Source organism: Variovorax sp. GW822-FHT04A09 (assembly GCF_058801005.1).
On record NZ_JBXAMV010000006.1, the window covers coordinates 254923 to 268792 of the forward strand.

Annotated in this window: 14 protein-coding genes and 1 tRNA gene; 5 read left to right on the plus strand and 10 right to left on the minus strand. The window is 70.2% G+C overall.

What is annotated here, in order from left to right:
* Positions 1-272: 272 nt before the first annotated feature.
* Positions 273-1004 carry a hypothetical protein gene (locus AC1RLW_RS26755; RefSeq protein ID WP_493195718.1) on the plus strand — a complete coding sequence of 244 codons (732 nt, stop codon included), beginning with the start codon at positions 273-275 and terminating at the stop codon, positions 1002-1004.
* Between the two features lie 71 nt (positions 1005-1075).
* Here the strand turns inward: AC1RLW_RS26755 and AC1RLW_RS26760 are convergent.
* Positions 1076-1152: transfer RNA gene (locus AC1RLW_RS26760), tRNA-Met, on the minus strand.
* A gap of 167 nt (positions 1153-1319) precedes the next feature.
* Here AC1RLW_RS26760 and AC1RLW_RS26765 point away from each other — a divergent pair.
* Together AC1RLW_RS26765 and AC1RLW_RS26770 are read left to right on the plus strand one after the other, a co-directional pair.
* On the plus strand, positions 1320-1994 hold the full coding sequence (locus tag AC1RLW_RS26765) for a sigma-70 family RNA polymerase sigma factor (protein WP_062475124.1): 675 nt from the start codon (positions 1320-1322) through the stop codon (positions 1992-1994).
* Positions 1991-3256, plus strand: a complete 1266-nt coding sequence (locus tag AC1RLW_RS26770) for a hypothetical protein (RefSeq protein ID WP_493195719.1) — start codon at positions 1991-1993, stop codon at positions 3254-3256. The genes AC1RLW_RS26765 and AC1RLW_RS26770 overlap by 4 nt, the downstream gene beginning before the upstream one ends.
* A gap of 42 nt (positions 3257-3298) precedes the next feature.
* Here AC1RLW_RS26770 and AC1RLW_RS26775 read toward each other — a convergent pair whose 3' ends face one another.
* Complete coding sequence (locus AC1RLW_RS26775; RefSeq protein WP_159272885.1) at positions 3299-4078, minus strand: enoyl-CoA hydratase; 780 nt, start codon at positions 4076-4078, stop codon at positions 3299-3301.
* Between the two features lie 133 nt (positions 4079-4211).
* Here AC1RLW_RS26775 and AC1RLW_RS26780 point away from each other — a divergent pair, with 133 nt between their 5' ends.
* Positions 4212-4820 (plus strand): DUF2325 domain-containing protein, encoded by a 609-nt coding sequence (locus tag AC1RLW_RS26780; RefSeq protein ID WP_493195720.1) that lies wholly within the window; start codon positions 4212-4214, stop codon positions 4818-4820.
* Positions 4821-4830: 10 nt separating this feature from the next.
* Here AC1RLW_RS26780 and AC1RLW_RS26785 read toward each other — a convergent pair whose 3' ends face one another.
* From AC1RLW_RS26785 to AC1RLW_RS26795, 3 genes are read right to left on the minus strand one after another with little or no spacing between them, the layout of a single operon-like run.
* The gene (locus tag AC1RLW_RS26785; RefSeq protein ID WP_493195721.1) at positions 4831-6684 is read right to left on the minus strand and encodes a M61 family metallopeptidase; all 1854 of its coding nucleotides are present in this window, start codon (positions 6682-6684) and stop codon (positions 4831-4833) included.
* A 4-nt stretch (positions 6685-6688) separates the two neighbouring features.
* Positions 6689-7408, minus strand: a complete 720-nt coding sequence (locus AC1RLW_RS26790) for a DsbC family protein (RefSeq protein ID WP_493195722.1) — start codon at positions 7406-7408, stop codon at positions 6689-6691.
* Between the two features lie 46 nt (positions 7409-7454).
* Positions 7455-8582 carry an FAD-dependent monooxygenase gene (locus tag AC1RLW_RS26795; RefSeq protein WP_493195723.1) on the minus strand — a complete coding sequence of 376 codons (1128 nt, stop codon included), beginning with the start codon at positions 8580-8582 and terminating at the stop codon, positions 7455-7457.
* A gap of 57 nt (positions 8583-8639) precedes the next feature.
* On the opposite strand from AC1RLW_RS26795, the gene AC1RLW_RS26800 reads away from it, so the two are divergent.
* Positions 8640-9554 carry an MOSC domain-containing protein gene (locus AC1RLW_RS26800; protein WP_493195724.1) on the plus strand — a complete coding sequence of 305 codons (915 nt, stop codon included), beginning with the start codon at positions 8640-8642 and terminating at the stop codon, positions 9552-9554.
* Positions 9555-9566: 12 nt separating this feature from the next.
* On the opposite strand, the gene AC1RLW_RS26805 is transcribed toward AC1RLW_RS26800, so the two are convergent.
* Genes AC1RLW_RS26805 through AC1RLW_RS26825 form a run of 5 tightly spaced genes read right to left on the minus strand, consistent with a single transcriptional unit; the run spans position 9567 to position 13869 of the window.
* A complete protein-coding gene (locus AC1RLW_RS26805) occupies positions 9567-10403 on the minus strand; it encodes a hypothetical protein (RefSeq protein ID WP_493195725.1) in 837 nt (278 codons plus the stop codon).
* Positions 10404-10405: 2 nt separating this feature from the next.
* Positions 10406-10804: a D-ribose pyranase gene (gene rbsD / locus AC1RLW_RS26810; protein WP_493195726.1), complete on the minus strand. Its 399-nt coding sequence runs from the start codon at positions 10802-10804 to the stop codon at positions 10406-10408.
* Complete coding sequence (gene rbsK / locus AC1RLW_RS26815; RefSeq protein ID WP_493195727.1) at positions 10801-11760, minus strand: ribokinase; 960 nt, start codon at positions 11758-11760, stop codon at positions 10801-10803. Before rbsK ends, rbsD begins: the two co-directional genes overlap by 4 nt.
* Positions 11757-12836 (minus strand): LacI family DNA-binding transcriptional regulator, encoded by a 1080-nt coding sequence (locus tag AC1RLW_RS26820; protein WP_062482006.1) that lies wholly within the window; start codon positions 12834-12836, stop codon positions 11757-11759. Before AC1RLW_RS26820 ends, rbsK begins: the two co-directional genes overlap by 4 nt.
* Before the next feature lie 28 nt (positions 12837-12864).
* Positions 12865-13869: an ABC transporter permease gene (locus tag AC1RLW_RS26825; protein ID WP_493195728.1), complete on the minus strand. Its 1005-nt coding sequence runs from the start codon at positions 13867-13869 to the stop codon at positions 12865-12867.
* Between the last annotated feature and the right edge of the window lies 1 nt (position 13870).

A 13870-nucleotide genomic window follows, 5' to 3' on the forward strand; every position in this document is an offset into this window, starting at 1 on the left:
AGGCGGGGCTTTTCGGAACAGTCCTATGTACGGGCCGTGCGGGCCTTCCTAGGATGGGTGAGCGCCGGGTTGCCTCAGTGGGCCCGCTGCCTTGTGCTGCATCGCATGCGGCATGAAGCGCGGGCGCAGCGGACGCGGCTTCATTCATTCTTTTGAGAATTTCGAGCACCCATGCCGGTCCTGATCACCGGGGTCGCGAACCGCGGCCCGAGCCCCCGAAAGCATTGCCTCGGGCATGTTGTTGCCGCAGCGGACTGTGAAGGGGCGCCCGCATGAGCCGCTTCTTCGCCGCACCCTCGGAGCCCCTGGCGCGCCCCGCCCGCCGCATCGGCGTGCTCGGCCATGCGCTGCGCGAGCGCGAGTACGCGCGGCGCGTGCTGCGCGCGCTGGGCGTGGCGCCGCTGGTCTTCACCAGCATCGACGAACTGGCGACGCTGGGCGACCGCCTGAACCTGCTGTTCCTGGCCGACGTGCCCGAGGCGGCGAGCGAAGAGGCGCCGGACGTGCTGTCGTTGATGGGGACGAAGGTCGTGCCACTGGCGCAGGAGGCGCCCGCGCCCACGCGGCACCTGCGGGGGCGCCCGCCTGCGGCGGCACCGGCGTTCGACGACTTCTATCGCTCCATCCTGCTGTCGCTCCGAACGCGCGGCCTGGCGTGCGCGATGCCAACGCCGCTCGTGTGGGGCGCCTACAGCTTCCAGCCGATGGACCGCAGCGTGAGCTTCGCGGGCCGCACGCAGCGCGTCGACCCGGTCACCTTCGACCTCGCGCTGGAGTTCTTCTTCAACGCCGAACGCGTGCTGTCGATTCCGCGGCTGCGGCAGATGCTCAACCCCGTGCGCGGCGCGCGCAGGTTCTGGGGCAACGAACTCATCGGCACCCTGACGGACGTGGTGGACGAACTGCAGCTGCACGGCGCCCACGGCTGGCGCCTGGTGCACTGCGAGCCCGAGGCGTTCCGGCTGGACCGGGTGCCGGTGGGCGAGACGGCACCGGACGCCTGAACGAAAAAAGCCCTAAGTCGTTGAAAACTTAGGGCTTTTTGAGCCGTTCCGCCGGGGCGGGGAGGCTGTGTTGGTGGCTCTTCACGGACTCGAACCGCGGACCTGTGGATTATGATTCCATCGCTCTAACCGACTGAGCTAAAGAGCCGTCAGTGCAATTCAGCACCGAGCCCAAAATTATAGCCCAGGCTTTGGGCCCAGTTCAACTCCCGGTGTTTTCAGGTCGATTTTTCTGCGATCGAATGCGTCGGATCGCGTTTCGACCTAACCCCGATCGCCGCCGTGCGCCGTACAAGCTCGGGTGACAATCCTGCGATGTCTGCGCTGCCACGCGCCCCTTCTGCTGCTGCCCGCACCGCCACCGAGCGCGACGCCATGCCCGACGATCAGTTGATGCTGGCCTACGCCCACGGCGACGCCGCCGCCTTCGACGTGCTCTATGCGCGCCACGAAGGCGGCCTGTTCCGCTTCGTCAAGCGCCTGCTCGGCGCGCGGCTGGCCGCGCAGGCCGACGAGGTGTTCCAGGACACCTGGGTGCGGATCATTTCGGCGCGCGACAGCTTCTCGCCGCAGGGCGCCACCTGGCGCACCTGGGCCTTCACCATCGCGCACAACCTCGCGATGGACCGCCTGCGCGTGAGCGGGCGCGAGGTGACGCTCGATGGCCATGCGACCGACGACGACGGCGACGCCGTGCCCGCGCTTGACCGCGGCGTGCACGGGGCCACCGACTTGTCGGCGCACCCGTCGGCCGAAGAGCTGGCGTTCTGGCGCGCCGCCGGGCGTCGGCTGCTGGCCTGCCTGGACGAACTGCCGGCCGAGCAGCGCGCCGCTTTTCTCTTGCACCATGAAGACGGCCTCACCGTCGACGCGCTCGCGGCCCGGCTGGAGATCGGCTTCGAGACCGTGCGCAGCCGTCTGCGCTACGGGCTGCAGAAGCTGCGCGGCTGCATGGAACGCTACCTGTCGGTGCTGGAGCAGCGAGCATGAGCACCGGCATGGACGACGACGACCTGCACGACCCGCGGCTGCGTCGCGCGCTGGACCACGCGCCTGATCGTGACGCCGTGCCTGCGGCCCACACGCGCGAGGCGATCCTGAAGATGGCGCACAACCTCGCCGCGGCTTCCGCGCCGGCGGCCGGGCCTGCGGTTCAGGCCGCGCCGTGGTGGTGCCGCCTGTTCGGCGGCGGCAGCCCCCGCTCGCGCATGCCATGGAACGCAGCCTTCGCGACCGTGCTCGTGGCGACCTTCGTCACCGTGCTGTGGCATCGCGAGCCGGTGCCCGACGCGCGGCTCGATGGCGAGGCGCAAGTGGCCGGGGCGCCCGCGCCGGCGTCGGCACCGCCTGCGCAATCGGCTGAGGCGCCGGCAGTCGCCGCGGCACCTGCGCCCGCCGCTGAACCGGCCGCAACGGCGGACACGGCGCCGCCCGCAGCGCAGCGCAGCGAAGCGGCGCGCGATGCGAAAGAAGCCCTGAAGCAGCGCGAGACGCAGGACACGCGTGAAGCGTCGCGGCGGCGCGAAGCCCCTGCGGCGGCGTCGGTCCAGAAGGATGAAGCACGGGCGATGGAAAAGGCGGCGCCCGCGGCCCCGGTGGTGCAAGCCCCGGCGCCCGTGACTGCACCTGCTGCGCCGGCCATCGCATCTGCGCCCATGCCGGCCGCGCCGCCCATGGCCGATGTCGGTCAGAGTCCGATGCCCTACGCAGCCGCACCGTCGGCGCCGGCCGTAGCACCTGCAGCGCCTGCAGCGCCAGCGCCGATGCAGCGCGAGTCCGCAGACACGGCGCCATCGCTCGCCGCGCAAGGCGGTGCCAGCGCGAATGTCGCCGGCATGCAGCGCCGCGCCGCTCCCGTGCAAGCCGCACCGGCTCCGTCGGCCGCCGCCAAGGCGGCGCCGCGTGCAGCCACCGAAGCCGTGGCGAGCGGCGGCTTCACCGCACTGGACCGCTGGACCGCCCTCGACCTCACGCGCGCCGGCGCCACCACGCGCCAGGCGCGCGGCGACACTGAAGGCCTCGCGGCGCTGGTGAACACCGTGGCGCGCGCGGCCACCGTGTCGGGCGGGGAACTGGGTGCGCCGGTCGAGGCGCGCATCGAACTGCGACGCGACGGCGCGTTGCTGGCCGTGCTCGAGATCGCGGGTGACCAGGTGCGGTGGACGCCGCAGCCGGGCGGCCCCGCATCCATCGGCACGCCGCCGGCGCAGGCGCTCGAGGCGCTGCGCACGGCGCTGTCGCGAGCCCGCTGACGGCAACCGCTGCTGCGGCCGCCGGGCCCGCGTATCAGCGGATCAGGCGTTCTTGAAATCCGGCTGGCGCTTGGCCAGGAAGGCGTCCATGCCTTCCTTCTGGTCCTGCGTGGCGAACAGCGCGTGGAACAGGCGGCGTTCGAACATCACGCCGTCGCTCAGGCCGCTCTCGAACGCGCGGTTGACCGATTCCTTGGCCGCCATCACGGCGATCTGCGAGAAGCCCGCGATGATCAGCGCGGCGCCCAGCGCTTCGTCGGCCAGCTTCTCATAGGGCACCACGCGGCTCACGAGGCCCGCGCGCTCGGCTTCGGCGGCGTCCATCATGCGGGCGGTGAGCGCCATGTCCATGGCCTTGCTCTTGCCCACCGCGCGCGGCAGGCGCTGCGTGCCGCCGGCGCCGGGGATCACGCCGATCTTGATTTCGGGCTGGCCGAACTTGGCGTTGTCGGCCGCGATGATGAAGTCGCACATCATCGCGAGTTCGCAGCCGCCGCCCAGTGCGAAACCGCTCACGGCCGCGATGACGGGCTTGCGGATCGAGCGGATGGTTTCCCAGTTGCGCGTGATGTAGTCGCCCTTGTAGGTGTCGATGAAGCTGTACTTGGCCATCGCCGCGATGTCGGCGCCGGCCGCGAAGGCGCGCTCGCTGCCCGTGAGGATGATGCAGCCGATGGCGTCGTCGGCGTCGAAGGCCTTGAGCGCCTGGCCCAGCTCGGTCATCAGCGCGTCGTTCAGCGCATTGAGGGCCTTGGGGCGATTGAGGGTGATGATGCCGACCTTGCCTGCTTCGGTCCGCACGTCGATGTTTTCGTAGCTCATGGTGTCGCTGTCTCCGGGGGAGGTGGGGAAAAAAACGCGTCCCACTATACCCAGCCAGGCTTCGGGCCCGCTGACGCGCGGGTGTTTCATTTGAGAATTGTTCTCATCTAGAATGGCCGCCATGGACTTCCCGATGCAAGAACATGCCGTGTTGCTGCGGGCCTATGCCCGGGTGCAGGAGCGTTGCTCGCGCCTGCTGATGGAGCAGGCCGCCCGGGTCGAGCGGCTCGAGGCGCAGGTCGTGCGGCTGCGCGGCGCGCTGGTGGCGCGCGACTCGGCGATTGCCATCGTGCGCGAGGAACTGGCGGCGCGCGCCGCCAAAGGCAGCGCCTTGCCCCAGCGCCTGCATGCGCTGCTGGCGCCGGGCGGCCGGCGCCACCATGCCTTGCCGCCGGGGCCGCAGGTGCCGGCCGACCTGCGGGCCAAGTCGGTGCTGTGCGTCGGCCGTTCGGAAGCGGCACCCGAGGCGCCTTCGCTGGCGCGCCAGCTCGTGGAGATTGCCGGCGGCCATTACCTGCACCACGACGGCGGCGACGAGGCCGACGACCCCGCGGCGCTCGAGGCGGGCCTGCGCGCCGCCGACCTCGTGATCTGCCAGACCGGTTGCGTGAGCCATGGTGCCTACTGGCGCGTGCAGGACCACTGCCGCCGCACGGGCAAGCCCTGCGTGCTGGTGGGCGAGCCGCAGCCGATGCTGTTCGTGCGGCCGCCGCTGGCGGCGGCCGTCGATCACCCGGCCTGAACGGAAGAAATCAAGGCTTGGCGGCGAGCCAGGCCGTGATCTTGGCCGCGTCGTGCGAGAACAGCCGCCACGTGGTCGAGCCCGTCGGCAGCGTGAGCGGCAGGCGCAGCAGCCGGCGGTCGCGCGCGACGAGGGCGGTGCACTTGGTGGCATCACCGAGGTACAGCGCCAGGTCGTCGAGCTTGGTGAGGCGCCAGGCTTGCGCGGGTTGCGCCGCGCCCTTGCGGCCACCGACGGCCGGCAGCTCGATGCCGAGCCATTCGTCGTTGGCCGAGAAGCCGGCCTTCTCGGCGGCGCCGCCGCGCAGCACCACCTTGATCTGCACGCTGCCGCCGGCTTCGGCCACGCGCAGGCCGAGCGCCTGCGCGGGTTGCGACGGGTCGTCGAGCGTGGCCACGCCGTGCGCGCGCAGCAGGTCGGCCAGCGGGAGTTCGTCGGTCGAGTGCACCCAGCGCGCGAGTTCAGGGGCGTACGAGCGTCCGCCCACGGCTTCGAGCGCGGCGGCGATGTCGGCCTCGCTGATCGGGCCGCCGTTGCCTTGCGTCCAGAGGTGGCGCATCACGTCGTCGAGCGTGCCCTTGCCTTCCTGGCGCAGCGTGAGGTCGAAGCACAGCGCCACCAGCGCGCCCTTGGTGTAGTAGCTGACGGTGCTGTTGGGCGTCTGCTCGTCCTGGCGGTAGTACTTGACCCAGGCGTCGAAGCTCGCGTCGGCCACCGGCTGCACCAGCCGGCCGGGCGTCTGCAGCACCTGGTTGATGGTCTTGTTGAGCAGGCGCAGGTACGCGGCGTCGTCGATGCGGCCGGCGCGGCGCAGCAGCAGGTCGTCGTAGTAGCTCGTGAAGCCTTCGAAGAACCACAACAGCTGCGTGTAGTTCTCGCGGCTGTAGTCGTAGCTGGCGAACTCCGCCGGGCGCATGCGCTTGACGTTCCAGGTGTGGAAGTACTCGTGGCTGATGAGGCCCAGCAGCGTGGTGTAGCCCTCGGGCTGCTTCTTCTTTTCGCCGCGCAGCGGCAGGTCGCGGCGGTTGCAGATGAGCGCGGTGGAATGGCGGTGCTCGAGCCCGCCGTAGCCGTCGTCCACCGCGTTGAGCATGAACACGTAGCGGTCAATCGGCAGCTTCGGCCCGCCGCGCTTTCCGGCCTTGTCGCCGTGCCAGAAGCGGATCTCGGCTTCGCAGATGGCCTTGGTGTCGGCAATGAGGCGCTCGCCGTCGAACGAGGCCGCGGCGCCCGCGATCACGAAGCGGTGCGGCACGCCGCAGGCGTCGAACTCGGCGCTCCAGAAGGCGCCCATCTCGACCGGGCTGTCGGCCAGTTCGTCGTAGCCGGCGGCGCGGTAGCTACCGAAGCCGTGCTTGTCGGCCTTCGTCGGCACGAGCGCGGTGGCGCACGACCAGCGCGCGGCGCCGGCCGGCAGCGCGGGCGGCACGATTTCCAGCGCGTGTGGCGCCTCGGTCTGGCCCTCGACACGCAGGCAGACGCTGGTGCCGTTGAAGAAGCCGCGCGTGGCGTCGAGCCAGGCGGTGCGCACCGAGTTGTCGTAGGCGCACACCTGGTAGTGCAGCACCAGCGGCTGGCCTGGCACGCAATCGACCTGCCAGCTGCATTTGTCGAGCTGCGTCAGCACCGGCTTGCGGCGGCCCTGCGTGGCGCGCAGGCCCTGCAGGTTCTTGGCGAACTCGCGCACGAGGTAGCTGCCCGGAATCCACACCGGCAGCGCCACGCGCTGCTGCGCGGCGGGCGCGGCGATGGTCAGCGTGACGGCGAACAGGCGCGCATGCAGGTCGGCGCACTCGACGCGGCAATGCACGGCGGGTACGGCGGTGGCCATGGCTGCGCGCCGGGAAGCGGAGGTCGTCGCCATCGGATCAGTTGGCGGCGGCGAGCTGCTTCTCGACCTGCTCGGCGGGAATGGCGCCCGGGACGCGGCTGCCGTCGGTGAAGATCAGCGTGGGCGTGCCGGTGATGTTGTACTTGCGGCCGAACTCCACGTTGCGCTCCAGCGCCGTCACGTTGCAGCTGGTGGCGGCGGCGGCGGGCTTGACGTTGCCTTCCATCCAGTCGGCCCAGGCCTTGCCCGGGTCCTTGCTGCACCAGATGTCGCGCGACTTGGCGGTCGAATCGGGGCCGAGCACGGGGTACAGGAACATGTAGACGGTCACGTTGTCGACCTTCTTCATGTCCTTCTCGAAGCGCTTGCAGTAGCCGCAGTTCGGGTCTTCGAAGACCGCGACCTTGCGCTTGCCGTTGCCGCGCACGATCTTGATGGCGTCTTTCAGCGGCAGCTTGTCGAAGGCGACGGCGGTGAGCTTCTCGACGCGCTCTTCGGTGAGGTTGCGGCGGGTCTTGGCGTCGATCAGGCTGCCCTGCAGCAGGTAGCCGCCTTGCTCGTCGGTGTACAGGATCTGGCTGCCGTTGACGCGCACTTCGTACAGGCCCGGCACGGGCGTCTTGGTGACTTCCTCGATGGCCGGCAGCTGCGGAATGTGCGTCGGCAGGTTCTTGCGGATCTCGGCCTCGCCCGCGCCGGCGGTGGAGAGCGTGAGCAGCGCGCAGGCGGCGACGAGAAGGTGGCGGACGAAGGTCATCGGGAAGGTTTCGGGAAAAAGGTGGAGGGCTGGTGGGCGCGGGGCGTCAGGCCTTCAGGCCCATGGCTTGTGCGGTGATCCAGTGCTTCACGAAGCGCGTGCGGTCGAAACCGCGCATGCCCCAGTTGCGCAACGCAGGCAATGGACCCAGGTTGTGCGAGAAAAGTTGCTGCAATCCGTCGGTGGCCAGGCTCATCTGCAGCACGTCGGCGCGGCGGGCGCGTTCGTAGCGGCGCAGCAGCCGGGCGTCGCCCACGCTGCGCCAGTAGTCGCGGGTGCGGATCACGTCGGCCAGCGCGGCCGCGTCGGCCAGGCCGAGGTTCAGGCCCTGGCCCGCCAGCGGATGCACCGTGTGCGCGGCGTCGCCCGCGAGCACCCACGACTGGGTGGGCTGGCCGGGCATCGTGCCGGACCAGCGGTCGGCGATGGCGCGCGACAGCGGCCACACGGCGCGTTCGCTCGTGAGCCGCAGCGAGCCCAGCTCGCCGTGGCTGGCTTCGCTCACGGCGGCGCTGAATTCGTCGACGCCCTGCGCGACCAGCTCGGGCACGCGCAGCTGGTCGACCGACCACACCAGCGCCAGCGTCTTGCCGTGCACGCCGCCCAGCGGCAGCAGGGCGAACACCTCGCCGCGGTCGTTGAACCACTGGCGCGCGATGCCGTCGTGCGTGTGCGCGGCTTCGAGCCGTGCGGCAATGGCGTGCTGCGGGTAGCGCGTGACCTCGTAGCTCACGCCCAGCGCTGCGCGCGAGGCGCTGGCCTTGCCTTCGCACACCACCGTCAGCGGCGCGGCCACGGGCTCGGTCACCACGTCGATCAGGGGCTGGAAGCGCACCGCGTCGGCCAGTTGCTGTTCGAGCGCGGGCACGTCGACGATCCAGGCCAGCGCCTCGACCTTCTGGCGCGCGGCGCTGAACTGCACGCGGCCGCCGTCGTCGCCGTGCACCTGCATCTCGTGCACCGGCGTGGCATGGGCCGTGTCGGGCCAGGCGCGCAGCGATTCGAGCATGGTGCGGGACGCCGCGTTGAGCGCGTACGCCCGGATGTCTTCCTTGCCCGCAGGGGCCGGCGGCACCACGAGCGCGACACGCACGCGTTCGCGCGCCAGCAGCAGCGCCAGCGTGCGGCCGACGATGCCGGCGCCGCGGATACAAACTTCGGGGGAAAGGGCCATCGGATGATTGTAGGAGTTGCCTCGCGCGCGGGCGCCGATACCCGTTCATGCGGGAGAATGGCCAGCGATTTCAAAGGAACCCCCACCGTGTCGCAGCCGCCCGCTTTCGATCTCCAGGCCACCATCGCCCGCCTGTTCGTGTACCCCGTCAAGTCGTGCGCCGGCGTCGAGCTCGACGAGATGCTGCTCACCGAAACCGGCCTGGAGTTCGACCGCGCCTGGATGGTGGTCGATGCGCAGGGCGAGTTCGTCACCCAGCGGCAGCTGCCGCGCATGGCGCTCATCCAGCCGCAGATGAAGCACACCGAGGTCGTGCTGCGCGCGCCCGGCATGCTGGCGCTGCACCTGGCCTTCGACCGCGTCGAGCAGCCGGTGCGCGTGCGCGTGTGGAAGGACGAAGTGGCGGCCTACGACATGGGCGACATCGCCGCCCAGTGGTTCAGCGACTTTCTTTCCGAGCCCGGCAAGCCGCAGGCGCTGCGCCTGGTGCGCTTCGACCCCGAGCACCAGCGCCTGTCGAGCCTGAAGTGGACCGACGGCGTCGAGGCGCTGAACCAGTTCGCCGACGGCTTCCCGCTGCTGGTGGCCAGCGAAGGCTCGATCGCCGAGCTCAACGAGCGCCTGGCGGCGGCCGGCCACGATCCGGTCGGCATCGAGCGCTTCCGCCCGAACATCGTGCTGGCCGGCATCGAGTCGCACGACGAAGACCGGGTCGACGCGCTGCACGTCACCACCGGCGAAGGCGAGGCCGAGCTGCGCCCGGTCAAGCCCTGCACGCGCTGCCCCATTCCCGACATCGACCCGGCCACCGCGCTCAGCAGCCCCGAGGTCGGCGACATGCTGCGCACCTACCGCGCCGACGCGCGCGTGGACGGCGGCATCACCTTCGGCATGAACTGCATCGTGGTGCAGGGTGTGGAGCACATGCTGAAGGTGGGGCAGGTGGTGGGCGCGAATTACAGGTTCGAGTAAGCGCCGTGGTCTTTACGACCAGCGAATCGGATTTCCCGTTTCGATGGCTGCGCTGCACAAAACTCGAAGCGGCTCGACGATGTAGCTGAAGTCGGCACTCGTGTGGTCGCGCCTCTCGAAATGAACCGCCGTTGGGTAGCTGGAGCGAAATTGTCCGGCATCGTTCTGCATGCGACCGTCTGGCCAGGCAATGGCGGAGCCGGGCATCGCAAGCGCGCAGCGAAAGCGCCTGCCTGAATCCAGATCGGTCAAAAGCGCAGGGCCCGACCTGACCGGGTCCGATCCTTCGGGCGCCAGCAGGGCCTGCGTGAAGCGCTTGCTGCGAAACAGCACCTCGGCGTCTCCCGACACGACGAAGAAGCCCTCGGCATCGACGCCCAGACGCAGTTCGGACGTCAGCACAAACTGGTGCGACGCTGAGGCACTGCGCAGTTCATCTCCAGAGGTCGAGTCCAACAGCACGAAGCGTTGGCCGAAGCGCGCGGACTGTTCGAAATCCGACAGCTCCGCGAGCATGCGCGGTGCCACGGCGGCGGGTGCCAGACCGCCATTCGCCTCTGGCAGGTTGTCGAACAGCGTCGGAAAGCGCTCGGCACCGCCTGCCTGGTGCAATGCGTGCTGAAACTCCCGATAGCCGTACCAGTTCGCGAGGTGCTCGCAGGCTTGTTCCATGCTCGGGTGGACGCAGCATGTTTGAAGCCACTCCCAGAACACGCTGAAGTCCGGGTCGTCCTCGTCCTTCAGCGCGGGGTAGCCCTCTTCGTCGATGGCGATGCGCGATGCCAGGGACGTCGGCCGGGTCAGGCCGCGCTCCCAGCAGTTGCAGCGGACCGATGCGTCCAGACCCATTTTCAGAACACGACGCCTGCGACCAGTACCAGATTGGCATAGGGCGTGAACTCGCCCGTGCGCACCACGGCCTTGGCGCGCGCGCTCACGCGCTTCAGTTCTTCGTGCGAGATGACCTGCGGCACCACGCTCAGTTGGCCTTCGCACCACGCGGGCAGCGTGCCGGCGGGCAAGGGCTCCAGCGCCTCGCGCGCGATCAGCACGCTTTCCACCTGCATCTCGGACAGCACTGCCTTCAGCACATCGCTGATCCCCGGCACGCCGCGTGCCACGGCCAGGTCGATGCGGCGCGGGCCGTCGGGAATCGGCAGGCCGGCGTCGCCGATCACCAGCATGTCGCCGTGGCCCATCGAGGCGATCACGTGGGAGAGTTCGGCGTGCAGCAGGGGAGAGCGTTTCACAGCGTGATCCAGTCGGGGGGCAGGGGGCTGCGCAGCACGGCGTCGCGCAGCGGGATGGAGGGTTGGGCGCCGGGTTGCTGGATGCACAGCGCCGCGGCGCGGATGCCCAGGCGCACGGCCTCGTCGAAGGACTGGCCTTCGCCCAGCGCCACGGCGAGCGCGCCCAGGAAGGTGTCGCCGGCGGCGGTGGTGTCGACCGCCTGCACCTTCGGCGCGGGATGGTGGCGCGCGCCGTCGGCGTCGACCGCCACGGCGCCGCGCGAACCCAGCGTCACGACCACGCGGGCGATGCCGCGCGCGCGCAGCGCCTGGCCGGCCTGCGCTGCTTCTTCGGGGCTGTCGGCGTTCTGGCCCGACAGGGTCTGCGCCTCGATCTCGTTGACCACCAGCGTGTCGATGCGGGGCCAGAGCGCCTCGGCGATGGCTTGCACCGGCGAGGGGTTGAGCATCACCGCGCAGCCCGCGTCGTGCGCGACGTTGATGGCGCGTGCCACCTGGTCCATCGGGGTCTCGAACTGCGCGACGAGGAAGGCCGCGCCCTGCACCTGCTGCGTCAGCGAGGTCTCGTCGATGGCGACGCGCGCGTTGGCGCCGGGAATCATCACGATGCGGTTCTGGCCGCTGTCTTCCACGAGGATCAGCGCCGTGCCGGTCGGCTCGCCCGCCACGGTGCGCAGCGCGGCGGTGTCGATGCCGTCGCGCGCGAGCGCATCGCGCAGGGCCGCGCCATGCGCGTCGTCGCCCACGCAGCCGATCATCTGCACCTGCGCGCCTTCGCGTGCACAGCTCACGGCCTGGTTGGCGCCCTTGCCGCCGGGGATGGCGTCGATCGAGCGGCCCAGCAGGGTTTCGCCCGCGGCCGGCGCGTGCGGCACGCGCAGCACGATGTCCATGTTCAGGCTGCCGAGCACCACGATGCGCGGTGCCTTGGAGGAAGAAAGAGGCTGAAGGCTCACGAGGTGCGGGACTTGGAAGGTGTGGCGGTGGTGGAAGGGGCGGGGGTCACGCCGGTTTCGCGAAAGCCCGCGTGGCGCGCGGTCGAGGCGCGCACGCGCAGCTCGGGCTGCAGCACGACCTTGCGCGCGTCGCGGCGCTTGCCGCCCATGCGCTCCAGCAGCATGTCGACCGCCAGCGCGCCGATGCGCTCCTTGGGCTGGGCCACGGTGGTGAGCGGCGGGCTGGTGTAGGCCGACAGTTCGATGTCGTCGAAGCCCACGATGGAGAGTTCGTCGGGCACGCGCACGCCGCTTTCATGCGCGGCGCGCAGCGCGCCGATGGCCATCAGGTCGTTGCACACGAACACGGCCGAGGGCTTCTGCTCGGTGCGCAGGATGGCGTGCATTGCCTCGTAGCCGCCCTGGCTGGTGAAGCCGCCGCGCCACAGCAGCGCGTCGGCGTTCGGCGGTGAGCCGGTCTCCGCCAGCGCCATGCGCCAGCCTTCGATGCGCTGCTCGCTCGAGGTCACGCCCAGCGGCCCGCCGATGCAGGCGATGCGCTTGTGGCCCAGCGACAGCAGGTGCCGCACGGCGAGCAGGCCGCCTTGCATGTGGGCGGTTTCCACCAGGTCGCAGGCGGGGTCGGCGATCTCGCGGTCGACCAGCACGGTGGGAATGCGCAGGCCGCGCAGCTGGGTGGCGAGCGAGTCGTCCTCGTCGGCGCCGGTCGACACCACGATGAGCCCGTCGATGCGGCGCTCGGCCAGCACCTGCAGGTACACGCTCTGGCGCCGGGGCTCGTCGTCGGTGTTGCACAGCACCAGCGTGTAGCCGGCGCCGAAGCAGCGGTCTTCCACGATGCGCACGATCTCGGCGAAGTAGGGGTTCGAGCTGTTGGGAATGAGCATGCCCAGCGTCGAGGTGGTGTTGCTCTTGAGGCTGCGCGCCATCGCGTTGGGCACGTAGCCCAGTTCGCGGATCGCCAGCTCGACGCGCTCGCGCACCTTGGCGCTCACGTGGCGCGTGTCGTTGACGACGTGCGACACGGTGGTGACGGAAACGCCCGCCTGGAGTGCGACGTCCTTGATGGTGGCCATGGTTGTGTGGGTTCCTTGTGGCTCAGGCTCAAGCCAGTCGACGATCGGCCCGGCGCTGGCGCAGGGTGTCGATGATGACGGCCACCACGATCACCGCGCCCGTGATGATGCGCTTGCTCGGTTCGCTCGCGCCCACCTGCGCCAGGCCGGCCTCGAGCACCGCGATGATCAGCACGCCGAAGAAGGTGTTGACCACCGAGCCGCGCCCGCCCATGAGGCTGGTGCCGCCGATGACCACGGCCGCGATCACCTGCAGCTCGATGCCCACGCCCGCGTTCGGGTCGGCCGCTTCGAGGCGGGCCGACTGCATCAGGCCCGCGAGCCCGGCCAAGAGGCCGGTGACGGCGAACACGATGATGCGGATCGGCCGCGGGTCGATGCCCGCCAGGCGCATGGCTTCTTCATTCGTGCCGATGCCCACCACGTGGCGGCCGAACACGCTGCGCGTGAGCACCAGCTGCCCCACGGCCACCAGCACTACGGCGAGCACGAAGGCGGCCGAGATGCCGCCGATCCACGGCGCGGCCAGGCCCGAGATGGCGTCGCCCACGTACTGCGTGCGCGAGTCGGTGACCAGGTAGGCGCCGCCGCGCACGGCCTCGAGCATGCCCAGCGAGACGATGAAGCTGGGCAGCCGCCAGGCGACCGACACCGCGCCCGTCACCGTGCCGCAGATGAGGCCGGTGGCCAGGCCCAGCAGGGCGGCCAGCGGCACCGAGAGTTTCCATTCGAGGATGGCGGCGGCTGTGACGGCCGCGCTCAGTGCGAGCACCGAGCCCACCGACAGGTCGATGCCCGCGATGATCAGCACGAAGGTCATGCCCACCGCCATCACGGCCAGCGCCGGGATCTCGTTGGCGATGGAGATGAAGGTCTCGCGCGTGAGGAAGTATTCGCTCATCGAGCCGAAGAGCGCGATCATGCCCAGCAGCACGACCGTCAGGCCCAGGTAGGTGCCGAGCTGGCCCTTGAGCGCGGACGGTGGCTTGCCGGCGGCGGCGGGAGCAGGAGAAGAGGGAGAGGCTGCGTTCATG